The sequence below is a fragment of the Saccharopolyspora sp. SCSIO 74807 genome, from assembly GCF_037023755.1.
In the GTDB taxonomy this organism is placed as follows: domain Bacteria; phylum Actinomycetota; class Actinomycetes; order Mycobacteriales; family Pseudonocardiaceae; genus Saccharopolyspora_C; species Saccharopolyspora_C galaxeae.
This window is the reverse complement of the sequence record NZ_CP146100.1, coordinates 1,317,245-1,340,449: the sequence shown is the minus strand read 5'-3', so window position 1 is coordinate 1,340,449 and position 23,205 is coordinate 1,317,245. Positions and strand designations below refer to the sequence as shown.

General features: G+C 71.6%; 25 protein-coding genes. 12 read left to right on the top strand and 13 right to left on the bottom strand.

All coding sequences use genetic code 11. From position 1 onward, the window contains the following. Positions 1–62: 62 nt before the first annotated feature. On the bottom strand, positions 63–887 hold the full coding sequence (locus tag V1457_RS05915) for an ABC transporter permease (protein WP_338601181.1): 825 nt from the start codon (positions 885–887) through the stop codon (positions 63–65). Continuing rightward, positions 884–1,861, bottom strand: coding sequence for an ATP-binding cassette domain-containing protein (locus V1457_RS05910; protein WP_338601178.1), 978 nt, complete (start codon positions 1,859–1,861; stop codon positions 884–886). Before V1457_RS05910 ends, V1457_RS05915 begins: the two co-directional genes overlap by 4 nt. A 104-nt stretch (positions 1,862–1,965) precedes the next feature. Between V1457_RS05910 and V1457_RS05905 the strand changes: the two genes are divergently transcribed. Further along, positions 1,966–2,964 (top strand): endonuclease/exonuclease/phosphatase family protein, encoded by a 999-nt coding sequence (locus tag V1457_RS05905; protein ID WP_200068291.1) that lies wholly within the window; start codon positions 1,966–1,968, stop codon positions 2,962–2,964. Between the two features lies 1 nt (position 2,965). On the opposite strand, the gene V1457_RS05900 is transcribed toward V1457_RS05905, so the two are convergent. The 6 genes from V1457_RS05900 to V1457_RS05875 all read right to left on the bottom strand — a co-directional run bounded on the left by V1457_RS05900 (position 2,966) and on the right by V1457_RS05875 (position 8,530). After that, on the bottom strand, positions 2,966–3,787 hold the full coding sequence (locus V1457_RS05900) for a Sir2 family NAD-dependent protein deacetylase (RefSeq protein WP_338601173.1): 822 nt from the start codon (positions 3,785–3,787) through the stop codon (positions 2,966–2,968). Between the two features lie 73 nt (positions 3,788–3,860). Beyond that, positions 3,861–4,163: an antibiotic biosynthesis monooxygenase gene (locus tag V1457_RS05895; protein ID WP_200068293.1), complete on the bottom strand. Its 303-nt coding sequence runs from the start codon at positions 4,161–4,163 to the stop codon at positions 3,861–3,863. Between the two features lie 39 nt (positions 4,164–4,202). After that, positions 4,203–6,143 carry a YhgE/Pip domain-containing protein gene (locus V1457_RS05890; RefSeq protein ID WP_338601169.1) on the bottom strand — a complete coding sequence of 647 codons (1,941 nt, stop codon included), beginning with the start codon at positions 6,141–6,143 and terminating at the stop codon, positions 4,203–4,205. Next, entirely contained in the window at positions 6,140–6,835 is a 696-nt protein-coding gene (locus tag V1457_RS05885; protein ID WP_338601166.1) for an ATP-binding cassette domain-containing protein, read from the bottom strand. The genes V1457_RS05890 and V1457_RS05885 overlap by 4 nt, the downstream gene beginning before the upstream one ends. Positions 6,836–7,017: 182 nt before the next feature. Then, positions 7,018–7,515 (bottom strand): 2'-5' RNA ligase family protein, encoded by a 498-nt coding sequence (locus V1457_RS05880; RefSeq protein ID WP_200068296.1) that lies wholly within the window; start codon positions 7,513–7,515, stop codon positions 7,018–7,020. Positions 7,516–7,639: 124 nt separating this feature from the next. Continuing rightward, a complete protein-coding gene (locus tag V1457_RS05875; protein ID WP_200068297.1) occupies positions 7,640–8,530 on the bottom strand; it encodes an A/G-specific adenine glycosylase in 891 nt (296 codons plus the stop codon). Between the two features lie 180 nt (positions 8,531–8,710). Here V1457_RS05875 and V1457_RS05870 point away from each other — a divergent pair, with 180 nt between their 5' ends. Further along, the gene (locus V1457_RS05870; RefSeq protein ID WP_338601161.1) at positions 8,711–9,319 is read left to right on the top strand and encodes a hypothetical protein; all 609 of its coding nucleotides are present in this window, start codon (positions 8,711–8,713) and stop codon (positions 9,317–9,319) included. Between the two features lie 91 nt (positions 9,320–9,410). On the opposite strand, the gene radA is transcribed toward V1457_RS05870, so the two are convergent. Together radA and V1457_RS05860 are read right to left on the bottom strand one after the other, a co-directional pair. After that, a complete protein-coding gene (gene radA, locus V1457_RS05865) occupies positions 9,411–10,787 on the bottom strand; it encodes a DNA repair protein RadA (protein WP_200068299.1) in 1,377 nt (458 codons plus the stop codon). A gap of 116 nt (positions 10,788–10,903) precedes the next feature. Next, positions 10,904–11,542, bottom strand: coding sequence for a hypothetical protein (locus tag V1457_RS05860; RefSeq protein ID WP_338601158.1), 639 nt, complete (start codon positions 11,540–11,542; stop codon positions 10,904–10,906). A 276-nt stretch (positions 11,543–11,818) separates the two neighbouring features. Here V1457_RS05860 and V1457_RS05855 point away from each other — a divergent pair, with 276 nt between their 5' ends. The 4 genes from V1457_RS05855 (at position 11,819) to V1457_RS05840 (ending at position 13,894) form a co-directional block, all read left to right on the top strand. Next, positions 11,819–12,307: a CarD family transcriptional regulator gene (locus V1457_RS05855; protein ID WP_200068300.1), complete on the top strand. Its 489-nt coding sequence runs from the start codon at positions 11,819–11,821 to the stop codon at positions 12,305–12,307. 19 nt (positions 12,308–12,326) lie between these two features. Further along, positions 12,327–13,103: a 2-C-methyl-D-erythritol 4-phosphate cytidylyltransferase gene (gene ispD / locus V1457_RS05850; RefSeq protein ID WP_200068301.1), complete on the top strand. Its 777-nt coding sequence runs from the start codon at positions 12,327–12,329 to the stop codon at positions 13,101–13,103. Next, positions 13,100–13,591 (top strand): 2-C-methyl-D-erythritol 2,4-cyclodiphosphate synthase, encoded by a 492-nt coding sequence (gene ispF, locus V1457_RS05845; RefSeq protein ID WP_295150762.1) that lies wholly within the window; start codon positions 13,100–13,102, stop codon positions 13,589–13,591. The genes ispD and ispF overlap by 4 nt, the downstream gene beginning before the upstream one ends. Before the next feature lie 102 nt (positions 13,592–13,693). Then, positions 13,694–13,894: a hypothetical protein gene (locus tag V1457_RS05840; protein WP_200068302.1), complete on the top strand. Its 201-nt coding sequence runs from the start codon at positions 13,694–13,696 to the stop codon at positions 13,892–13,894. 3 nt (positions 13,895–13,897) lie between these two features. Here the strand turns inward: V1457_RS05840 and V1457_RS05835 are convergent, their stop codons facing one another. Both V1457_RS05835 and V1457_RS05830 read right to left on the bottom strand, forming a co-directional pair. Then, entirely contained in the window at positions 13,898–14,434 is a 537-nt protein-coding gene (locus V1457_RS05835; protein WP_338601151.1) for a hypothetical protein, read from the bottom strand. Continuing rightward, positions 14,392–15,819: an NACHT domain-containing protein gene (locus tag V1457_RS05830; protein WP_338601148.1), complete on the bottom strand. Its 1,428-nt coding sequence runs from the start codon at positions 15,817–15,819 to the stop codon at positions 14,392–14,394. Before V1457_RS05830 ends, V1457_RS05835 begins: the two co-directional genes overlap by 43 nt. Positions 15,820–15,953: 134 nt before the next feature. Here V1457_RS05830 and V1457_RS05825 point away from each other — a divergent pair, with 134 nt between their 5' ends. The 6 genes from V1457_RS05825 to V1457_RS05800 all read left to right on the top strand — a co-directional run bounded on the left by V1457_RS05825 (position 15,954) and on the right by V1457_RS05800 (position 22,678). Beyond that, a complete protein-coding gene (locus tag V1457_RS05825; protein WP_200068304.1) occupies positions 15,954–16,661 on the top strand; it encodes an HAD family hydrolase in 708 nt (235 codons plus the stop codon). A gap of 86 nt (positions 16,662–16,747) precedes the next feature. Next, a complete protein-coding gene (gene cysS, locus V1457_RS05820; RefSeq protein WP_200068305.1) occupies positions 16,748–18,142 on the top strand; it encodes a cysteine--tRNA ligase in 1,395 nt (464 codons plus the stop codon). A gap of 7 nt (positions 18,143–18,149) precedes the next feature. Then, a complete protein-coding gene (rlmB, locus tag V1457_RS05815) occupies positions 18,150–19,106 on the top strand; it encodes a 23S rRNA (guanosine(2251)-2'-O)-methyltransferase RlmB (protein WP_295150771.1) in 957 nt (318 codons plus the stop codon). Positions 19,107–19,397: 291 nt separating this feature from the next. Further along, positions 19,398–20,831, top strand: coding sequence for an MBOAT family protein (locus tag V1457_RS05810; RefSeq protein ID WP_200068307.1), 1,434 nt, complete (start codon positions 19,398–19,400; stop codon positions 20,829–20,831). A 44-nt stretch (positions 20,832–20,875) separates the two neighbouring features. Next, complete coding sequence (locus tag V1457_RS05805) at positions 20,876–21,343, top strand: GNAT family N-acetyltransferase (protein WP_200068308.1); 468 nt, start codon at positions 20,876–20,878, stop codon at positions 21,341–21,343. Positions 21,344–21,430: 87 nt separating this feature from the next. Beyond that, positions 21,431–22,678 carry an alginate O-acetyltransferase AlgX-related protein gene (locus V1457_RS05800; RefSeq protein ID WP_338601135.1) on the top strand — a complete coding sequence of 416 codons (1,248 nt, stop codon included), beginning with the start codon at positions 21,431–21,433 and terminating at the stop codon, positions 22,676–22,678. 5 nt (positions 22,679–22,683) lie between these two features. Here V1457_RS05800 and V1457_RS05795 read toward each other — a convergent pair whose 3' ends face one another. Continuing rightward, positions 22,684–23,172 carry a two pore domain potassium channel family protein gene (locus tag V1457_RS05795; protein WP_200068310.1) on the bottom strand — a complete coding sequence of 163 codons (489 nt, stop codon included), beginning with the start codon at positions 23,170–23,172 and terminating at the stop codon, positions 22,684–22,686. Positions 23,173–23,205: the final 33 nt, after the last annotated feature.

Below are 23,205 nucleotides of genomic sequence, written 5' to 3'. Positions count from 1 at the left end.
CCGGTCTGAACGGCTCGATCCGGTGCCGACCCGACCCGGCGGCGTGCTCCGGCGCAACCCGCTCACACCCGCCTGCTGTACGCCCACATCGCGAGCGGGAAGAACACCGCCACGATCACCGCCATCCAGATCACCGTCGCGGTCAGCGGACCGGCCACCGGCCCGCCGATCATCAGCCCGCGCGCGGTGTCCGCGAGCTGCGTGACCGGGTTGACCTTCACCCACGCCTGCAGCCACCCGGGCATCGTGTCGGTCGGCGCGAACACGTTGCTGCCCATGGTCAGCGGGAACATGACCGACATCGCCACCCCGGGCACCGCCTGCTCGCTGCGCACCAGCATCCCGATGAACACCGTGATCCAGCACATCGCCAGCGCGAACGCCAGCACCACCACGATCGCGGCCGCCAGCTGCACCGGCCCGGTCTGGATGCGGAAGCCCATCAGCGTCGCCACCACCAGCAGCACCGCCAGCGACACCATGTAGCGGACGATGTCGCCGAGCACGGCTCCGACCAGCGGCGCCGAGCGGGCGATCGGCAGGCTGCGGAACCGGTCGAACACGCCCTTGTTGATGTCGGTGTTGAGCTGCATGCCGGTGCCGAGGCTGCCGAAGACCATGTTCATCGCCATCACGCCGGGCAGCGTGATCTGCAGGTACGCGCCGGTGTCCGCGGCGATCGCGCCGCCGAGCAGGTAGACGAACATGACCAGGAACAGGACCGGCTGCAAGGTCACGTCCAGCAGCGCCGCCGGAGTCTTGCGGATCTTCAGGACGCTGCGTCCGGCCAGCACCAGGCCGTGCCGGGCCGCCCGCAGCGGACCGATGCGACCGTGCGCCACCGGCTGCGCCGCGGTGTCGGCGGAACGTTCGACGGTGGTGGTCATGCCACGTCCTCCTGTCCGGTCTCGGCGCTGCCGGGTTCCTCGGCCGGTTTGCCGGTCAGCGCCAGGAAAACCTCGTCCAGGCTGGGCAGCCGCAACGCCAGCTCGTCGGCGGTGATCCCGGCGTCGTCGAGCCTGCGCACCAGGGCGGACAGCAGCACGGGATCGTCCACCGGCGCGGTGATCAAGGCGCCTTCGTCGGCGGTCGCGGGCTGGGCCGCGGTGAGTTCGGCGACGATCCGCCGCACCTCGGCGGCGTCGGCGGGATCGCTCGGCCGCACCAGCAGGGTCTGGCTGCCGGTGCGGCGCTTGAGCTCGTCGGCGCGGCCCTCGGCGACGACCCGACCGTGGTCGATCACGCTGATGCGGTCCGCGAGGTGGTCGGCCTCCTCCAGGTATTGGGTGGTCAGCAGCACGGTGACGCCTTCTTCGGTGAGCGTGCGGACCATGTCCCACACCTGGTTGCGGCTGCGCGGGTCCAGCCCGGTGGTGGGTTCGTCGAGGTAGAGCAGTTCGGGCCTGCCGACCAGGCTGGCGGCCAGGTCGAGCCGCCTGCGCATCCCGCCGGAGTAGGTCTTCAGCGACCGGTGCGCCGCGTCGGACAGGCCGAAGCGCTCCAGCAGCTCGGCGGAGCGGGCGCGCGCCTCGCGGCGGGGCAGCTCGAGCAACCTGCCGATCAGCACCAGGTTCTCGGTGCCGGTCAGTTCCTCGTCCACCGAGGCGTACTGCCCGGTGAGCCCGATCTTGCTGCGCACCGCCACCGCTTCGCGGCGCAGGTCGTGCCCTGCGATGCGCGCTTCGCCCGCGTCCGGCCGCAGCAGCGTGGCCAGGATCCGCACGGCGGTGGTCTTGCCCGCGCCGTTCGGTCCGAGCACGCCGAGGATCGAGCCGGTGGGCGCGGCCAGGTCGATTCCGTCCAGCGCCGTGGTGCCGCCGAACCGTTTCACCAGACCTTCGGCCTGGATCGCGTGGGACATTCCCCCTCCTCGTTTCGCTATCCTCGCCATCATCGGGGGCACGGCTGACAGTCGGCGCACAGGTCGCTGGCAGCCGGTGCGGGAACGGGTGTCGGGGGGAGTGCATGGATCTGGCCGTGGCCGAACCGCAGGAGATCGAACCACCTCCCCGCAAGCGCAAGAGCGGCACCGTGACCGCGCTGGTCGCGCTCGCCGTGCTCGGCCTGCTGGCGTGGACGGCGCCGGTGCTGCTCGGTTTCGACACGCAGAACCGGTACACGATCGCACTGGTCGCGATCCTGCAGTACGCACTTCCGGTCGGCGTGGTGCTGGTCGTGCTCGGGCTGGCGTTGCGGCGGTGGATCAGCACGCTGGTCGCCGCGCTGCTGACGGTGCTGCTGGCGGTGCTGGTGCTACCCCGCGGAATCCCGGACTCGCCGACTCCCGTGCAGGGCACGCCGCTGCGGGTGCTGTCGGTCAACCTGTACTTCGGCCAAGCGCAGCCGGAGCGGGTGGTCGAGTTGGTGCGCAGCCGCCGGGTCGACGTGCTGAGCCTGCAGGAGGTCACGCCGGAGGCAGTCGCCGCGCTGGACCGCGCGGGCCTGCGCGAGCTGCTGCCGCACCGCGTCGTGCACGCCCGTCCCGGCGCGGACGGGACCGGGATCGCCTCCCGCTTCCCGATGCGCGAGTTGTCGCTGGTGCCGCCGACCTCGCTGGCGCAGCCCTCCGCGCGCATCGACCTGCCCGGCGGGCGGGACGTCGAGTTCGTCGGGGTGCACCCGCTGTACCCGATGGGCGCGGACACCGCCGGATCATGGCTGCGCGAGATCACCGCGCTGCCCGGACCGCCCGCGGAGGGCGGCCCGGCCCGGGTTCTCGCGGGTGACTTCAACGGGACGCTGGACCACACGCCGCTGCGCACGATGCTCGGGCGCGGCTATTCGGACGCGGCCGAGGTCACCGGCGGCGGGTTCACCCCGACCTGGGGCAGCGGCTGGGTGCCGCGGGTGACCATCGATCACGTGCTGACCAGCGCGGGCGTGGTTGCGCAGGCGTACTCGGTGCTGGACGTGCCGGGCAGCGATCACCGCGCGGTGTTCGCGCACCTGGTGGTCCCGAGCTGAGTCAGAGCCGCTCGTCGATCGCCCCGAGCGCCTCCAGCGCGCCCGCGGGAAGCGAGATGCCCCGCCCGTGCCGGACCTCCGGCTCGCGCGGGTTGATCCGGATGAGTGCGCCGGACCCGGCGCTGGCCAGCTCGGCGTGCCGCCGCACCGTCGGCACCGCGGTTCCCGCGCCCAGCTCGACCACGGCCAGGCGGGCCGAGCGCAACGACCGCCGCCACGCCTGCAACGAGTCCAGCGCTGGCTGCGCGTGCTCCGGGATCCAGCTGAAATCCCCGAACATCAGGATGTTCGGCCGCGCGGTGCCGCCGCAGTTGCGGCAGGCGGGCAGCGGCGGAACCGCCCGCATGGTCGCGGTGTCGACCTCGACGGAGACGTCGTCGGCGGACCACACGTCGTCCGTGCAGGGTTCCAGGCACTGCAGGTGGTGGATGCTGCCGTGGCATTCGGCGACCTGCTCGAACCCGGCCGCTTGGAAATGTCCGTCCACGTTGGACGTGAACACGCCGGAGCCGGACGGCATCGACGCACCCCAGCGGCGCAGGATCCGGAAACCCTCGTGCGGCGTGGTGCGCCGGTACATCGCCAGCCGGTGGCCGTAGAAGCCCCACGCCAGCTCGGGATCTTCGGCGAAGTGGACCGGATCGGCGACCTCGGCGAAGCTCAGGCCCAGCCGCTCGTACGGCGGATAGGCCCGCCAGAAACCGGTGTCGCCGCGGAAGTCGGGGAGGCCGGAGTCCACCCCGATCCCCGCGCCCGCGCACACCAGCAGCGCTTCGGCGTCGCGGATCAGCTCCGCGGCCGCGGACAGCGCATCGTCGCTCATGCCCGCGTGCCCGAGCGGCCGCGCGCCCGGCGGACGGGCGGCGCGGCGGCCGGGGCCGTTTCCGCGGCCGGGCTCACTTCTGCGTCTGCTGGACGATCTCGAACTCCAGCAGGCTCGCGCCGGTGGCGACCGGGTTCTCGTTCGCGTTCGCGTGCGCGGCCTTCGCCGGTCCCTGCGCCCAGTTCTGGAAGTCCTCTTCGGTCTCCCACTTGGTGTAGACGAAGTACCGCGACTCGCCGTTGACCGGGCGCAGCAGCTCGAAACCGAGGAAGCCCGGGGCGTCCTCGACCGACCCGTGCCTGCTGGCGAACCGCTTCTCCAACTCGGGCCCCTGGCCTTCCGGGACCTCGATCGCATTGATCTTCACAACCGCCATGTGCCCAGGCTACTGATGCGCGCGGGCCGCTGACGAGCGCTACACCTCGAACTGCGGGTGCAGCCGCGCGACCGTCCACATCCGGTGCCGCACCACCACCAGCGAGGTCAGCAGCAGGAAGCCGAGCAGCACGCTGCCCAGCACGACCGCGTCGTGCACCAGGTGCGTCACCTCGCCGCCGCTGATCGTCACCCGCAGCCCGTCCACGAGGTAGGTCATCGGCAGCAGGGCGTGCACCGCCTGGAACGGCTCCGGCGAGACCTCCAGCGGGTACAGCCCGCCGGAGCCCGCTATTTGCAGCACCAGCAGCGCCGCCGACACCAGGCCGCCGGTCGCCCCGAAAGCCGCGCGCAGGAAGTGATCGATCGCCACGAACGCGCCCGCGCCCAAGGTGATCAACCCGACCGTGCCCACCGGGTCCACCGGTGCCAGCCCCAGCGCCAGATCGAGCGCGCCCATCAGCACCAGCCCGCCGATCACACCGAGCGCTGCCGCGGGCAGCCAGCCGCCGATGGCGATCGAGAACGGGTTGGTGCGCCCGCCCAGCGCCCGCGGGTTCAGCGGCTTGAACAGCAGGTAAGCGAACAGCCCGAAGCTCCACAACGCGATGCCGAACAGCAGCGGAGCCATCCCTCGTCCGTAGGTGTCGGCCGAGTTCAGCGTCGTCGCCCGCACCACCGAGGGGGTGCCCAGCTCCGAGGACGCCTTCGCGACCTCGGTCGGCCCGGCGGGCGGCATCCGGTCCAGGCCGCCGCGCACGTTGTCCGCGAGCTTGCGCGCCCCGTCGTTGAGCTGCCCCGCGCTGGTCTCGGCGACGCCGATGTTCGCGACCAGCGCGTTGATCCCCTGCGTGAGCCCGGAGGAGGCGGCGCTGAGTTCGGCGGACGCCACCCGCAGCCGCTCGGCGGGCTCGTTGACGTCCTTGATCTCCTCCTGCAACGGCACCATGTCGTCGCGCAGCGCCAATGCCCGGTCGTGCGCATCCGCGGCGGATGTTCGCGCGTCCTGCGCGGCGCCGTCGATGGCCGCGGTGGTCGCGGCTACCTGGCGGGCGTCGCCCAGCGCGGATCGGTACGCCGGGTCCGCGGACAGCTCCGGGTGCCGGTTCGCGAGTCGCTGCAAGGCGCCCGCGCTCCGGGCCGCCTGACCGTTCGCCGCCGCGGTGCCGGAAGCGACGCCGTTGAGGTCGCTGACCGCTCGTCCGCCCGCGTCGACCAGCGCGTCCGCGGTGGCGGGCAGCCGCTGGGAGGAGAAGTCGTTGATCGAGGACAACCGCTGGTCCAGCTGCGCGGTGGCGTCCGAGATGTCCTGCGAGCCGCCGGAGACGCGGCCGGTCCCGTCCTGCACTCCGCCGAGCCCGCGCGCCAGCGCCCCGGTGCTCTGCCTGCTCAGCTGGGTGCCCTGCACCAGCTGCTCGGAGCCCTCGGCCGCGGAGGTGAGCTTGCCGCGCACCTCGCCGAGGTCGCCGTACAGCGCCCGCGCGTAGGCCGAGTAGGCGGCGGCGTTGATCTGGTTCTGCAGCTCGCCGCGCATCGTGTCGGCCATGATCCCTGCCAGGTGCCCGTTGGCGTCGTTCCTGGTCAGCATCAGCGCCGGGCGTTGCGGCGCGCTGCGGGTGGAACTCGCCAGCCGGCTGCTGAAGTCCTCCGGCACCTGGATGGTGAAGTAGTAGCGCCCGTCCTCGAGCCCGGCGCGCGCTTCCTGCGCGTCGACGAAGTTCCACTGGAACGTGTCCGTCGTGCGCAGCTGCTGCACGAACTGCTCACCGGCGTTGACCCGCTCCCCGTTGCGGTCGGCCGGGCGGTCGGAGTTGACCACCGCGACCGGCACCGCCGACATCCGCCCGTAGGGGTCCCAGTTCGACCACAGGAACACCGCCCCGTACAGCAGCGGGATCAGGATCAGCACCGCGGGCGCGAACCGGCGCCACGGCCCGCGGAACCGGCGCAGTTCCAGCCAAGCCAGGTACAGCGCCTTCATCGGGTGTCCTCGCGGGCCAAGGGCGTGCTGAACAGCGGGAGCCCGGTGGTGTCGTCGCCGAAGTCGACGATGTTGTACGGCAGCTTGATCTGCACGTCGGCTTCCGAAGGGTGTTCGGTGGCGCTGGCCAGCACGGTCATGCCGGTGTCGGCGAGCGTGCGCAACGCCGACCACACCCGGCTGCGCCCGGACGGCAGCAGTCCGAGGTCGACGTCGTCGACCAGCATCCCCGGCGGCTCACCGGCTGCGGCCAGCGCGATGGCCAGCAGCAGCTTGTCGTCCGGGTAGAGCTCGTCGATCAGCGCGTCCCGGTCCACGTCGGCGCCTACCAGGGCCAGCGCTTCCTCCACGGCCCGGGCGGAAACGCGGGTGGTGAGCCTGCGCTCCCGGATGGTCTCGGCGACCCGCAGCCGGCCTTCCAGCTCGAAACCGGGCCGCAGCCGGGCGGGCACCACGCTCCGCCGCACGTGCCGCGCGCGGCGGGGTGCTTCGTCGAACTCGATCCGCCCGGCGAGCACCCGCAGCCTGCCGGACAGCGCCAGCAGCAGCGAGGTGCGGCCGGTGCCGCCCTCACCGACGACCACCGCCAGTTCGCCCGGGTAGATCCGCGCGTCGACGTTCTCGAAGACGATGCCTTCCGGGCCGGTTGCGGTGATCCCGCGGGCGACGATGCTCACGCCTTCGACATCCATGTCGCTCCTCACGCCGCGTGGCAGGATGCCGATCCAAAGTGGGCCTGCAGGTGGGCGTGGGCAACTCGGGCGGGCACCCGGAGTAGTCCACTGTGGAGAGCTCGGGATCGCAGGTCGCAGGCTTGCGGGAGCTGTTTCGCGGTGCCGGTCGGAGCGGTGCGGAGATCACCCGACCGAGCGCGTCAGGCGAGCGTTTCGGCCCCGTTCGCGTCCTTGATCGCGATCTCGGAGACCGAGCCGCGGATCGAGCCCGCGGGTTGCAGCGCGGCGAACCCGGCCGCCAGCTGCTCGCGGTCCAATGCCGGAGTCAGCGGGCAGTGCGGGATCCAGGCGCCGGGGAAGTAGTACGCCGACGGGTGCGCGACCTTTCCCGCCAGCACGTCGTGCACGGCCGAATGCACCGCCAGCAGCTCGGTGTCCACCACCGCCGTCAGCAGCAGAACCGCGTCCTCGCCGGGGAAAGTGCCCAGCGTGTAGAACCACAGGTCCGGAATGGACAGCACGCGCAGCTCCGCGCGCAGCGCTTTGCGCGTCGCCGCCGGGATGTTGCCCGCGGCGGCCAGCGTCACGCCGGGACGTCCCGCGGTGACCGGAACTCCGGCCGCGGTGAGCCGGTCGCGCAGCGCGCGCAGCTCGCCGTCGGTGGAGTCGTCGAAGAAGACGGTCAGTTCCTGCGCCATCGGTCCAGCTCCCTCGATTTCCAATCGGCCGGATCGCTCGGCGCTCCGTTGGTGCTTGGGTCGGTGCTGCTGCGGGCCAGTGCTCTTCCGGCTCGCGGAGGAAGACGTCCGCGGCAAGCGTTGCCTAGGCCCCGTGCTCCCCGGGCAATGCGAACCTCCCGTCCTCGGTCTGCTCCATGAGCCCGTCCACCAGCAGCGAATCCAGGCAACGGTCCCGCTGACCGGCGTCCGACCAGACCGCGTCGAGCTGTTCCCGCCGCACCGGACCTTCCGCGCCGCGCAGCACGTCCAGCAGTTTGCCGCGCACCTGCCGGTCGGTTCCCGCGAAGCGCTGCACCTTCTTCGGCGGTCCCGCGTAGGCCGGGCGCCCGGCGTGCTGCCACGCGCAGTCGTGCGCGATCGGGCAGCGCTCGCAGGCGGGGGAGCGGACCGTGCACACCACCTGCCCGAGTTCCATCAACGCCGCCGACAGGCTCGCCGCGCTCGCGTCGTCGCCGGGCAGCAGCACCTCGACATCGGCGAGGTCGCGCTTCGGCGACGGCGGCCCGGCATCGCCCGCGCCGTGCACGGCCCGTGCCACGACCCTGCGGACGTTCGTGTCCACCACGGGAGCCCGCTTGCCGTAGGCGAACGCGGCGACCGCGCGGGCGGTGTAGGTCCCGATCCCCGGCAGCGCCAACAGGGTGTCCACATCGGACGGAACGAGGTCGTCGTGGTCGGCGGCGATCGCCCCGGCGGCCTGGTGCAGGCGCAGCGCGCGGCGCGGGTAGCCGAGCTTGCCCCAGGCCCGCAGCACTTCGGCCTGCGGGGCCGCGGCCAGGTCGGACGGGCGCGGCCAGCGCGCCATCCACTCCTGCCAGATCGGCAGCACGCGGTTCACCGGCGTCTGCTGCAGCATGGTTTCGCTGACCAGCACGCCCCAGCCGGTCGTGCCGGGCGCGCGCCACGGCAGCGGGCGGGCCTCGGCGGCGAACCAGTCGATCAGCTCGGTGGGGTCCCAGGCGGTCGTCGTCATCTCGGCACCGATCCTGCCAGGCGCGCGCCGGAGCTCCCGGGGCGCCCCGGAACCGGCCGCGTACCGGGGCAAGACCACACGAACGGACTGATCTTGCTGCCTGAACGGCGGTACAAATACGCCTGATCGGGTGATCATCGATTGGTCGGCTCAGCGGGATCACCGGGTTACTGTCGGACCGTGCTGGATCCCATCGGACCGCTTCGCCCCGAGGTGTACTGGCGCCGCCGAGCGGTGGCGTTCGGTGCGGTCCTGCTGGCGATCGCTCTCGCGGTGTGGGGCGTGATCGCGCTGGCCGGAGCGCTCGTCCCGGCAGCATCGCAGCAAGCCGGAACGCACGGGGGTGCCCCGCCGCCGCAGGCCGCCGCGCCACCCGCGGCTCCACCGGCGTGCGGCGACCGGGACCTGCGGATCACCGCGGAGCCGGTGCGCCCGGAGATCCCGGCAGGCGAACCGGTCGGGCTGCGCATGGTCATCACCAACACCGGCCCGGTGGACTGCGTCCGGGACACCGGCCGGATGCTGCGCGAGGTCGTGGTGTCCACTGCGGACGGCAAGCGCTTCTGGTCGAGCAACGACTGCCAGACCGAATCCAGCAACGAGATGCCGGTGCTGGCCCCCGGTGAATCCGTCCGCAACGAACTCGAATGGACCGGCGTCGCCTCCACCCCGGAAGCATCGCCCGAGCAGTGCGCCGCCAAGCGCGAGACCGCTCCCGCGGGCGACTACGTAGTCGGCGCCCGCCTGGGCGGCCTCATCAGCCAGCCAACCCCGTTCCGCCTCACCTGACCCCGTTCATCGTGGGTGAACGGACCGTTGGTCCGAATAGATTGGTCGAACGGTCCGTTCACCCGCTGAGGCTGGCGCGTGCGGGAGAGGCTCAGTTCGAGCGCAGCGACTTGAGGGCGGTTTGCAGGTCGGGCACGACGGTGGCCTTGATCCCGGAGGGGAGCCTGCCGGAATCCGGCGGCACCAGCGCGCGGTCGAAACCCAGCCGCTGCGCCTCCGCGAGCCGCCTGCCCACCGCGTTCACCCGGCGGATCTCCCCGGCCAGCCCGACCTCGCCGACCACCACCATGTTCGGCGGCAGCGGAACGTCCATGGCCGACGATGCGATGGCCAGCGCCACCGCCAGGTCCGCGGCGGGCTCGGTGACCTTCATGCCGCCGACGGTGGCCGCGAACACCTCCTTCTCGCCGGTGCGGACCCGGCCGCGCTTTTCCAGCACCGCCAGCGCCATCGACACCCGCGCCGAGTCCAGCCCGCTCACCGCCCGGCGCGGGATCTGCATCTGGGTCGGCGCGACCAGCGCCTGCACCTCCGCCAGCAGCGGGCGCTTGCCCTCGACCATGACCGTCACCGCGGTTCCCGGGACCGCAGCCTCCTGGCGGTTCAGGAACAACCCGGAGGGATCGGCCACCTCGGCGATCCCGTCGTCGCGCTGCTCGAAGCAGCCGACCTCGTCGGCCGGGCCAAAACGGTTCTTGATTCCGCGCAGCATCCGCAGCGACGAATGCCGGTCGCCCTCGAAGTTGAGCACCACGTCCACCAGGTGTTCCAGCGCGCGCGGTCCCGCCACCGCGCCGTCCTTGGTCACGTGCCCGACCAGCACCACCGGCAGCCCGCGTTCCTTGGCCAGCGCGACCAGGCCGGAGGTGACCGCGCGGACCTGGGTGACCCCGCCCGGCGTGCCGTCCACGTCCGGCGACTGCACGGTCTGCACCGAGTCGATGATCAGCAGTCCGGGGCGGATGGCGTCCACGTGCCCGAGCACGGCTCCGAGGTCGGCCTCCGAACCGAGGTAGAGCTCGGGGTGCAGCGAGTCGGTGCGCTCCGCGCGCAACCGCACCTGGCCCGCCGATTCCTCACCCGTGACGTACAGCGAAGGGCCGCCCGAACCGGCCGCCGCCCAGCGGTGCGCGACCTCCAGCAGCAGCGTCGACTTGCCCACTCCCGGCTCCCCGGCCAGCAGCATCACCGCGCCAGGCACGATCCCGCCGCCGAGCACCCGGTCCAGCTCGGCGATGCCGGTCGGCACCTGCCGGGCCGAGTCCAGGTCCACTTCGGCGATCGGGCGCGCGGAGGTCGCCGGTGCGGCGGCGGTGACCTTCGCGGCGGCGGGCCGGGCCGCGGCGGTCTCCTCGATGGTGTTCCAGGCGTGGCAGGAGGGGCAGCGGCCGAGCCACTTGGTGACCTCGTGGCCGCAGTCGGCGCAGCGGTAGGCGGGGCGGGCCGCGCGGGCGTTCTTGGCAGGCACGGCGGGAGGCTATCCGCCGGGCCCGACGACTCCACCGGCCGCAGTGCTCCGGCGAGTCGGCCCCGGACATGCCGAAGGGCCGCCCGCTGGCGGCCCTCCCGAAGCGAAACCGCTGGTCAGTGGTGGCTCGCCCCGCCGGAACCGTGTTCCGGGCGCGGGCTGGAGTCCTCGCCGATCGGCACCTGCACGGTGACCGGTCCGGCCTTGGCGAACACGAAGGTCACCGGAACCGTGACGCCCGGTGTGATCTGCTGCGTGAGGCCGTTCAGCGTGATCGACACCTGCCGCTCGTCGGTGGCGCTGCCCTGCGAGGGCGCCTGCTGCTGCGAAGGCTGGCCGCCCTGCGAAGGCTGGGCACCCTGCGAGGTCTGGCCGCTCTGCGCCGGCGCACCGTCGGCGTGCAGCGAGCTGTTCGACGGCAGCTCCGTCGTCTGCCCGACCTGCACCGAATTGGCGAAGCTGCTGGTGACCTGGACCAGCTTGTCGTCCTGCGCGCCGCTGTTGATCAAGACGGCCTGCAGCGGCGCCGAGGAGCCCGGGCCGTACCGGCCCTGGCCGGTCGGGAAGACCAGCGTCGCGTTGCGCACGCCGATGCCGTTGACATCGCCGCTGCCGCCGGGGACGGCGGCGACCTGGGTGTCGGTCTCGGTCACCTGGCCCGCGCTGCAGCCGGCGAGTGCGACGACGGCGCCCAGGCCCAGTGCGGCCGAGGTCAACCGCACGCGGAAAGCAGTGTGGTGCTGGGGGCGGCTCACGGTGGCAGTGTCCTTCCTGATAGCCGGACGACCGCGTGGCAGCTTAATCGCCCTTCCCGCAGGACCCGAGGCAGACCCCCGTCCGGCGGCGTGCGGCCCGCCCACCGGATGTCCACAATGGATCAATCGAGCCATCCGCGCGGACCTGGCGAAGCACGGCCAGTGGCTGTTTGTCAACCCCCGATCGCGTCCTGACCTGCGATGACGATGGTAGGGCGGTCGAGGCTCGGTTGTCGCTCGTGCTAGGCTGAGCTGAGCGAAAGGGGCAGAGGACACATGGTTTTCAAGGTCGGAGAGACCGTCGTCTACCCGCACCACGGTGCTGCGCTCATCGAAGCAATCGAGACCCGCGTGATCAAGGGCGAGGAAAAGCAGTACCTCGTCCTGCGAGTCGCCCAAGGCGACTTGACCGTGCGCGTTCCTGCGGACAACGCCGAGATCGTCGGTGTTCGGGACGTGGTCGGTCAAGAGGGTCTGGACCATGTCTTCGACGTGCTGCGCGCCCCGCACACCGAGGAACCGACGAACTGGTCCCGGCGGTACAAGGCCAACGTGGAGAAACTCGCCTCCGGCGATGTGAACAAGGTGGCCGAAGTGGTGCGCGACCTCTGGCGGCGCGAAAAGGACCGCGGATTGTCCGCGGGTGAGAAGCGAATGCTCGCGAAGGCCCGGCAAATACTGGTCAGCGAGCTCGCGCTGGCAGAGGGCACCGACGAGGGCAAGGCCGAGTCCCTGTTGGACGAAGTGCTCGCAACGGCCGTCTGATCGGCGGGTCCGGCGAAGCGTGAAAGTGGTGGCCCTGGTTCCGGCCGCCGGGCGCGGGGTGCGCCTGGGGGCCGGGACGCCGAAAGCACTGGTCCCGGTTTCGGGTGAGTCCTTGCTGGTCCGCGCCGTTCGCGGGCTGTTGGAGTCCGGCAGCGTGCACCACGTGGTGGTCGCTGCCCCGCCCGACCAGGTCGATGTCGTGCAGCGGGAGCTGGCGGTGCTCGGTGCCGTCGCGTCGTGGCGGCCGGATTCCGGTTTCGGCGCGAACGTTCCCGAATCACCTGCCGAGGTGTCCGATCCGGCTTCGCCGGTCGGCGTCGTTGCCGGTGGTGCGGACCGGACCGAGTCAGTGCGGCTGGCACTGGCGGCGGCCGAGCGGGCCGTGCCGGATGTCCGGGCGGTGCTGGTGCACGACGCCGCGCGGGCGTTCACCCCGGTGCCGGTGATCCGCGAGGTGGCCGACGCCGTTCGCGGCGGTGCCTCCGCGGTCGTTCCGGTGCTGCCGGTCAGTGACACGATCAAGCAGGTCGACGCCGACGAGGTGGTCAGCGCGACCGTGGACCGTTCCCGGCTGCGCAGCGTGCAGACCCCGCAGGGCTTCGAGATCGACGTGCTGCGCGCCGCGTACGCCGCGGCCGATGACTCCGCCACCGACGACGCCGGGCTGGTCGAGCGGATCGGTGGTGTGGTGCGCACCGTTGCGGGCCACCCGCACGCCTTGAAGATCACCACCGCGTTCGACCTGGCGATCGCCGAGTCGGTGCTCGCGGCCGAACCGATCGGAGATCCCCGGTGAACGCACCGTCCGGCCCGGTTCCCCGGATCGGGCAGGGCGTCGACGTGCATCCGGTGGAAGCGGGACGCGAGTGCTGGGTGGCCGGGCTGCACTGGCCCGGCGTCGACGGGTGCAGCGGACATTCGGACGGTGATGTCGCAGCGCACGCGCTGTGCGACGCGCTGCTTTCCGCGGCCGGGCTCGGAGATCTCGGTGCCGTGTTCGGCACCGGCGACCAGCGGTGGTCCGGCGCGCACGGTTCGGAGCTGCTGACCGAAGCGCGCTCGCGGATCACCGCGGCCGGTTTCCAGGTCGGCAACGCCGTGGTCCAGGTGATCGGCAACGCGCCGCGGATCGGCAAGCGCCGCGAGGAGGCGCAGCGGGTGCTTTCCGAGGTGCTCGGCGCGCCGGTGTCGGTTTCCGGAACCACCAGTGACGGGCTCGGGCTGACCGGCCGCGGGGAAGGCATCGCCGCGATCGCCACCGCGTTGCTCTTCCCGGCCGCTTGACCTGCGCGCCCGGTTAACGCCGGGGGATCGCGGGGACAAGTCCGGGAAAGCTCGGGGTGCGCACCCTGGCCGCGCCGCCCGCATCCGGTTCATGCTCGACGCATGGTGATCGGACAGAACCGCTGGGTGCGCCGGGCAGTGGTCGGACAGCCGCTGATCGCCTGGCCGTGCGCATTGCTGCTGTGGGCGGGCGGCGGGCCCGCCGCGCTCGCCTTGGCCGCGCTGGTCCTGTGGATCAGCACCGCGTGCTGCGTGTTCGGAATCCTCGCGCCCATGCACCGCGACCGGGCGAGCCGATGCTGAGCATCACCACTTCTGCTTGATGTGCTCCTTCAGCTGCGCGTGCCGGAACTGGTACACGGCTCCGGATTGCCGGAGCAGTTCGCGCTCCCGCGCGTCGTCGAGGAACCGCATCAGCCGCAGCGGGATCTTGCCGCGCATCGCCAGCCAGCCGCGGGCGATCACGAAGTACCACCATGCTGATTCCGTCAGCGTTCCGATGCACAGCACCGTCCCGATGAGGTCGGTCAGCCCTGCGGTGGTGACCGGCCACGCTTCGTCCGGGGGCATCGGCCCCAGCGCCAAGAGCGCGAGCGTCGGCAGTTTCCCGAGCACGAGGAAGGTCAACGCCGGGATCAGGGTGGCGGTCCGGTCGTCGCGCAACGAAGTAGTGGGAGTGGTCGCCTCCCACGAGGTGCCGGAGATGCCGCCGCCGCGGGTCAGCCAGTGCCAGGTCGCCCGGGATCGGCCGTTCCGGGAGTTGCTCGCGCCGAGCAGGAACTGGATCGCCGCGCCTCCCGTCAGCAGCATCGCCGCGGAGACCGCGACCATCGCCGCGCACACTCGCGCGATTCTCCGGGCGAGGTCGGTGACAGGTCGGCGTCCGGTCCGCCGCAGCGTCGACTTCGGGGCTTTGCCTTCCACAGCGGCGATGCTGAAGCGGCCGTGAAGATCAGGAAGGTCACTACGAGCGAGCCGACGGCGAGGACCGGGTCGAACAGCTCCACCGGGTTGCCCGCGCCCGCCCAGCACGCACCCAGTGCCACGGCGAAGACGATTCCGCCGGAAACCGGGTAGAGCCAACGCGGCACCGCGAATTGCAGCTCCCACCACGCCAGGTCGGGATTGCCGACACCGTGCTTGTTGCCGGTGTGCGGAGTGCCGGCCAGGAACCGAAGCCACTGCGGGGCCTTTCGGGGATCGTGCGCCTGCGCCGATGGCTCCTCGTAGGCGTGCCGCACCAGGTCGTCCAGCAGGTGCTCGTCCACCTCGCTACGGGTCGCCAGCTCGGTCAGGTGCACCGGTGCGTACCGCCGCGGCGCATGAACGTTGCGCAGCAGCGAGGCCATGAACGGCGATCCGAGGGCTTGGGCCAGCGGTCCGTCCGGGTGCTCCCGCAAATGCGTGAACACCCGCTGCCACGAGTTCGTCCGCTGCGGCGAGACGGCCGCGGACAGGTAGTCGATGACCACGTCGACGCCGACCGGCTCGACCTGCACCACCGCCGCGGACCGCAGCACATCGGCCTTGCGGACCGCTGCCTCGTACTCCGCGGTGCGACTGGTCAGCACGAGCGGGGCGTCGGCGTTCAGCGAGCGGTTCAACGTCGTGATCGCCAGCTCCCGCCGAGGGCCGGGCAACTCGTCCAAGCCGTCCAGGATCGGCAGCACGCGACCGGTGCCGAGCAGGCGCTGCACGGTGTCCGGCCCTTGATCACCGAGGTCCGGGTAGTCCTCCGCCAGCCGCCGGGCCAGCCAGGTGTGCACGTGCTCACCGGCGGAGTTCCACGAGCTGATCGACTGCAGCACCGGCACCGGATCACCCGGCGCGCGCTCCTTCAGTAGCCCGAGCAGCAACAGCAGCGCGAGCGTGGTCTTGCCGGAGCCGCCGTCGCCGAGCAGGACCAGGCGGCGTTCCGGCGTCTCCCGGAAGGCCCGCACCAGGGTGCTGATCCGGTCGCTGCTGCCGGAGATCGGTGCGCCGGTGTTGCGCGCGTGGTCGGCCAGGTCTCCGTCGACCGCGTGCCAGGACACCGCCAGCGGTGCCGGGTCGAACAGCCTGCGCTTGGCCGCTTCTTCGCGCCATTGCAGTTCGACGGCGTGCGCGAGGGCTTCCTGGGGCTCGCTCAGCGGATCATCGGGGACCTGCGTGATGTGCACGTTGTCGATGCGTTCCGCCTGGACAACGTGCTTGGCATTGCCGTGGAACTCGTTGTGCGAGTGCGCCATGGTCGCCTTCGGCAGCCGGTGCTGTGATCGAAGGGTAGCGGAGAGTGCGGTCACCTCGTGTCCGGTCGTCGTTGCGCAGTGAGATCGGCCGCAGGTTCCGGCGGTGCGCTCCGGCCCGCACGTACGCTGGGCCGGTGACCTTGCGCGCGGTGTTCTTCGACTTCTCCGGCACGTTGTTCCGGTTGGAGCAGGACGAGTCCTGGCTGGCCGATCTCACCGACGGCAGCGGTACCCCGCTGGACCTGGAGGCGCAGACCGAGGTGCTGCGCAAGCTCACCGCCCCGTCCGGCAACGTGGCGGTGATGGAGCCCGAGTACCAGCACGCCTGGTACCACCGGGACCTCGACCCGGAGATGCACCGCAAGTCGAACCTCGAGGTGCTGCGGCTGTCCGGGATCAGCACGCCGGAGCAGGCCGAGGGGCTGTACTCGCGGCTGGTCGACCCGCTGTCCTGGACGCCGTATCCGGACACCGCCCAGGTGCTGCGCAACCTGCGGGACCAGGGCGTGCGGATCGCGGTGATCAGCAACATCGCCTTCGACATCCGGCCGGCGTTCGCCGAGCTGGGCGTGCTCGACCTCGTCGACGAGTACCTGATGTCCTACGTCGAAGGCGTGATCAAGCCGGACGCCGAGCTGTTCCGGCTCGCCTGCGCGCGGCTGGACGTGGCGCCGGAGGAGGCGCTGATGATCGGCGACAGCGAGGAGGCCGACGGCGGCGCCGCGCAGATCGGCTGCGCCGTCGAGATCGTGCCCCCGCTGCCGACCGAGGACCGGCCGGATGCGCTGCTCAAGGCGGTCGCCGCGCACGGTGCGCAGGCCGAACCGGTCCGCGAGGGTTGAGGCCGGGCGGAAATTCCGCTGGCCGGTCTTGACGCGCCGACCCCTGTCGTGGTTCGCGATCAGGCTGGCCCCGTACCATCGGGATCGTGAGCCTGCACCTGCATGACACCGCGACCCGGACGACGCGCGAATTCCACCCGCGCTGCGGCGGAGTGGCGTCGATCTACGTCTGTGGGGCGACCGTGCAGGGCGTGCCGCACGTCGGCCACGTGCGCAGCGGGCTCAACTTCGACGTGCTGCGCCGCTGGCTGCGGCACACCGGTTACGACGTGCGGCTGATCCGCAACGTCACGGACATCGACGACAAGATCATCAACAAGGCGGCCGAGGCCGGACGTCCGTGGTGGGAGTGGGCGGCCACCCACGAGCGGGCCTTCGAGCACGCCTACGACCAGCTCGGCTGCCTGCCCCCGTCGGCGTTGCCGCGCGCCACCGGGCACATCGGGCAGATGTCCGAGCTCATCGAGCGGTTGATCGACAAGGGGCACGCGTACGCCACCGGCGGCGACGTGTACTTCTCGGTGTCCTCCTGGAGCGAGGAGTACGGCAGGTTGTCCGGGCAGCGCCTCGACGAGGTGCAGCAGGGCGAGGTCGCGGCCGCAGGCAAGCGGGATCCGCGCGACTTCACGCTCTGGAAGGCCGCCAAGCCCGGCGAACCGAGCTGGCCCACGCCGTGGGGCGAGGGGCGGCCGGGCTGGCACCTGGAGTGCTCCGCGATGGCGACCAGCTACCTGGGCAGCGAGTTCGACATCCACGGCGGCGGGCTGGACCTGGTGTTCCCGCACCACGAGAACGAACTCGCCCAGTCCAACGCGGCCGGCGACCCCTTCGCCCGGTACTGGATGCACAACGCCTGGGTGACGATGAGCGGCGAGAAGATGTCGAAGTCGCTCGGCAACATGCTGACCATCCCGGCGGTGCTGGAACGCGCCAGGGCCAGCGAGCTGCGGTACTACCTGGTCGGCCCGCACTACCGCTCGACCGTCGAGTTCTCCGAGGAAGGGCTGACCGAGGCGAGCACCACCTACCGCCGGATCGAGTCGTTCCTGCACCGCGTCGTGCAGCGCACCGGCAGCGTCGAGCACGGCGAGGTCCGGCCGGAGTTCGCCGCGGCGATGGACGACGACCTGTCCACGCCGCAGGCGATCGCCGCGGTGCACACCACGATCCGCGACGGCAACGCGGCGCTGGACGCCGGTGACGACGCCGCGGCGCGCACGGCGGCGGCCTCGGTGCGCACGATGACCGATGTGCTCGGCCTGGACCCGCTCTCGCCGCAGTGGGCCGAGGATTCCGGCGCCGACGACGCGGCGCGGCGAGCACTGACCGAGCTGGTGGACGGCCTGCTGGAGCAGCGGCAGAAAGCGCGGGCGGAACGCGACTTCGCCACCGCCGACCTGTTGCGGGACCGGCTGCTGGCTTCCGGCGTCGCCGTCGAGGACACCCCCGACGGTCCGCTGTGGACACTCAAGGACGGGTGAGACAACGTTGGCAGGCAACGACAAGCGCCGCGGGGCGACCCGCAAGCCCGGCACCAAGAAGGGCATGGTGAAGGGCTCCGGCGGCCAGCGTCGCAAGGGGCTGGAAGGCAAGGGCCCCACGCCCAAGGCGAAGAACCGGGTCAGCCACCCCGCCAAGCAGCGGGTCGACTCGGCCAAGGCGAAGTCCGAGTTCCAGCAGCGCAAGCAGCGGGAACAGCGGGAGCAGCCGGAGCTGATCGCGGGCCGCAACCCGGTCGCGGAATGCCTGCGCGCGGAGGTTCCCTCCACCGGGCTGTACGTGGCGTACGGCATCGACGCGGACGACCGCGTGAAAGAAGCGGTGCAGCGTGCAGGCGACCGCGGCATCTCGGTCGTCGAGGTGCCGCGCACCGAGCTGGACCGGATGACCGGTGGCGCGTTGCACCAGGGCATGGCGCTGCAGGTGCCGCCGTACAAGTACGCGCACACCGACGACGTGCTCCGCACCGCCGTGGATTCCGGCCGGCCGCCGCTGCTGGTCGCGCTGGACGGGGTGACCGATCCGCGCAACCTGGGCGCGGTGATCCGTTCCGCGGCCGCGTTCGGCGCGCACGGGGTGATCCTGCCGCAGCGGCGCAGCGCCGGGATCACCGCGGTCGCCTGGCGCACCAGCGCCGGGGCGGCGGCGAAGCTGCCGGTGGCGATGGCGGTGAACCTCACCCGCACGCTCAAGGACCTCAAGTCCGAGGGCCTGATGGTGGTCGGGCTGGACGCGGACTCCGACATCAGCTCCGACGAGCTGGAGCTGGCGACCCGGCCGCTGGTCGTGGTGGTCGGCTCGGAGGGCCGCGGGCTTTCCCGGCTGGTGCGGGACACCTGCGATCAGACGGTGTCCATCCCGATGTTCAGCGAGGTCGAGTCGTTGAACGCCTCGGTCGCGGCCGGGGTCGTGCTCTCCGAGGTGGCTCGCCGCCGGAGGCGCTGAGCAGCGTGCCGAGCCGCTGGCGCTGATCGGGGTGCGCCCCGCCGGATCCGCTCGTTCACGAGCACCCGGAGTTTCCGAGCGAACGGACTGTTGGTCCGAATAGATTGGTCGAACGGTCCGTTCACTCCTGGCGAAGCGGGGTGGGCGGGCCGCTGGGGCGGGTGCCGGTAGCTGCGCCGCGCGCGAATCGGATCGCGCCGTTCCGCAGAATCCGGGGACTCGCCTGCACTAGAGTCCGGCGGAGACGAACGGGGAGGCCAGGCCTCCCGGCAACGCGAGGCCGGCGCACCGATGTACTTCTCCACTCCGCTGTTCCTGTGGTTGTTCCTGCCGGTCGTGCTGGCGGCCGTGCTGCTCGCCCCGCGCACCGCGCGCAACGGGATCGTCGCCGCCGCGAGCCTGGTGTTCTACGCCAGCGGCGCGGGCGGCACGACGTTGCTGCTGCTGGCGTGCGTGGTGGTCAACTACTTCGCCGGGCGCGGCCTGGAACCGGACGAATGGCGGTTGGACGCGCAGCGCCGCAGGTGGCTGCTGATCGGCGCGGTCTCGTTCAACCTGCTGGTCCTGGTGCTGTGGAAGTACGCGGGCTTCGCCACGCAGCAGATCGCGACGCTGGGCGGCTGGTTCGGCGCGGACCTGCCGGTGCTGCAGCTGGCACTGCCGATCGGGATCTCGTTCTACACGTTCCACCACATCTCCTACGTCGTGGACGTGTACCGCGGTGAGCGGCCCGCGCTGCGCAACCCGGTCGCGTTCGTCACCTACATCGCGATGTTCCCGCAGCTGGTGGCCGGTCCGATCGTGCGCTACCGGGAGATCGCCGATCAGCTGCCGCAGCCGCGCACGCACCGGCTGGACGACATCGCCGCCGGTTTCCCCCGGTTCGCGTGGGGGCTGACGAAGAAGGTCGTGGTCGCCGACACGCTGGCGCCGATGGTCGACGCCTGCTTCGCCACGCCGGGCTCGGAGATGACCTTCGCGGTGGCGTGGCTCGGGGCGATCGGCTACGCGGTGCAGCTGTACTTCGACTTCTCCGGATACTCGGACATGGCGATCGGGCTCGGCCGGATGCTGGGGTTCAAGCTCCCGGAGAACTTCGCGCGCCCGTACTCCTCGGTGACCATCACCGAGTTCTGGCGGCGCTGGCACATGTCGCTGTCCCGCTGGTTCCGCGACTACGTGTACATCCCGCTGGGCGGCAACCGGCGCGGTGTGGGCCGCACCTACCGGAACCTGACGATCGTCTTCGTGCTCACCGGGTTCTGGCACGGGGCGGCGTGGACCTACCTGGTGTGGGGCCTGTTCCACGGGCTGCTGCTGGTCGTCGAGCGCGCCACAGGTTACGACCGCGCGCCGGAGGAGTGGGCGGCGCAGCTGGGCCGCCGCGCCTTGACGCTGCTGCTGATCGTCGTCGGGTGGGTGTTCTTCCGGGCACCTGATCTGGGCACCGCGGGAACGATGCTCGGGCACATGCTGGTGCCCGACCTGTCCGGGCTGACCGACATCGTCGCCGCTTCGGTCACGCACCAGCGGATGTTCTTCCTGCTGGTCGCGTTGGTCGTGGTGGCGCTGCCCGCGACGACCGGGACCGGGCCGTTCCTCGAATCCGTCCGCACCAGGCAGGCGAACGCGCTGCGCATCGGGGTCATGACGGTGGGGCTGGCGTACTCCGGGCTGCTGGTGGCCACCGGTGCGTTCAGCCCGTTCTTGTACTACCAGTTCTGACGAATGCTCCGGAACGCCCGGACTTCGCCCAGTACCGTGCCCGCATGCTCGATCTGCGCCCCACCGCCGAGCACGAGCTGGCCGCTGTCGCGGAGATGGAACTCGACGACGGCACGTCCCGGTGGCTCGGCGACACCAGCCGGGAATGGCACGCGAAGGCGTTGGCGGACTCCGATCAGGAACATCTGCTCGCCGAAACCCGCGACGGCCCCGCCGGTTTCGCGGTGCTGGCCGGGTTGAGCAGGCAGGACCGCGTGATCGAGCTGCGCAGGATCGTGGTCGCCGAGCACGCCCGCGGTTCCGGGACCGGGCGGCGGTTGCTGCGGCTGCTGGTGGACCGGGCCCACCAGCGCTATCAGGCGAGCAGGGTGTGGCTCGACGTGAAACCGAGCAATGCGCGGGCGCTGGCGCTCTACGAGTCGGAGGGCTTCGTGGTGGAACGGACCCTGCCCGCCGCCATTGCTGAACCCGACGGGAGCCGTTCCGACCTGCTCCTGCTCGTGCACCCCTGACGAGCGCGGTGAAGTGCCCGCGGCGGGACGCGGCCGCCCGCTAGCGTGAGCACCGTGTCGAGGACGGACCCCACGGAATTACCTGCGGTGCACGAGTCGTGGCTGCCGCGGGAGCACCCGCTGCACCGGCCGCGGCACGGGCGGCGGCAGCTCACGGCCCTGCTGTGCGCGCTGCTGTTCCTGACCGCACCGGTGACGACCTGGGTGTTCGGGGCACGCGCGGAGCAGTTGGAGAACCGGCCGCCCGCGGAGTTCCCGAGCATCACCGAGGGCTGGGGCTTCCTCACCGGCCTCGGGCCGTGGGCGGCGGAGAACCTGCCGTTCCGCGGTGCGGCGGTGCGTTCGGTGCACGGCATCAGCCAGGGCGTGTTCGGTGAACCCGCCCGGTTGGACAACGGCTCGCACAGCTCGCCGATCGGCACCGGAAGCGACCAGCAGCCGCGCCCGCCGCTGGACGAGAACGTGTTCCCCAAGGTCATCGAGGGTGACGCGGGCTGGCTGTACCTCGGGCACGACGTGTCGTACCCGTGCACCGCGCGGCGCGACCTGGAGCAGGTGATCAGCGGCCTGCAGCGGTGGCGGCAGGTGGTGGAGGCGTCCGGGCGGCGGTTCCAACTGGTGATCGCGCCGGACAAATCCACGATGTACCCGGGGAACCTGCCGGAGAACTACGCGGGCGAGGACTGCGCCACGCGCGCGCGGCAGGAGTTCTGGCGGCGCGTGCCGCAGGCCACCGGCGCAGTGGACATGCGCGAACCGCTGCGGGAAGCCGCCGAGCGCAACGGGCGGCCGATCTACCACGACATCGACACGCACTGGACCCACGAGGGCGGCATCACGATGGCCTACCAGCTCGGCGAGCGCCTGCAGCCCGGCGTGACCGACGGTTGGAAGGTCGCGCCCAGCAGGCAGTACCCGCACACCGCGGACATCCCCGACCTGCTCGGGCAGCAGCGCACCGTGCCGATCCAGGCATATTCGCTGGCCCCGGACGGCGGCGCGGACAACACCCGATTCCGGCCCAGTGATTTCCACCGGCCGCTGCAGCTGCACTCGCCGCCCAAGCCGGGCATGATCCGGCAGCCGACGCGGATGATCGGGGACTCGTTCAGCCAGTTCGCCAGCCCGTACCTGGCCGCGACGTTCACCGACATCGGCATCGCGCACGCCGAAGACGTGCCTGCCCGGCCGCGGGAGATGGGCGAGTTCCTGGCCGAAGGCGAGGTGGTGACGTTCGAGCTGTCCGAGCGGTTCGTCTCCGGCGGCCGCTACGACCTGCTCGATCCGGCCGTCGCCGACCGGATCGGCGCGGTCCTCGCCGCGCATCCTCGTTGACCCGGTCAGGCGCGGACGGACCGGACGGCGTGCACCGCGACCCCGAGGAAGCCGAGGTTGAACACGAGATGCACGCCGACCACCGCGCGCGCCTGCTGCCCGGCCGCGTGCACGTCGCCGAACCCGACCGTGCTGGTGATCGACAGCGCGAAGTACAGCGCGTCGACCTTCGTGCGCAGCTGCACCACCGACCCCGGCCAGTGCGCGGACAGTCCGAAGTAGACAGCCGCGAAGAACAGCACCGCCAGGTACAGCGAAGTGAGCACCCCGGTCAACCTGGCCGCGCCGGAGCGGAAGCGCCGCACCTGCCGCACGATCGCCGCCGACACCAGCGCCAGCCCCAGCGCGAACAGCGCGACGAACGCCCACGTGCCGGACTTGCCGAACACGCCAAGCGGCAGCGCGAAGTACACCGCCGTGCCTGCGGCGATCGCGCCAACGTTCGTCAGCGCACCGACCAGCAGGGTCCGTCCGCTCGGCTCCGGTGAGAACACCGGTCCAGCGTGGGCGCGGCAGCGGGAGACCGC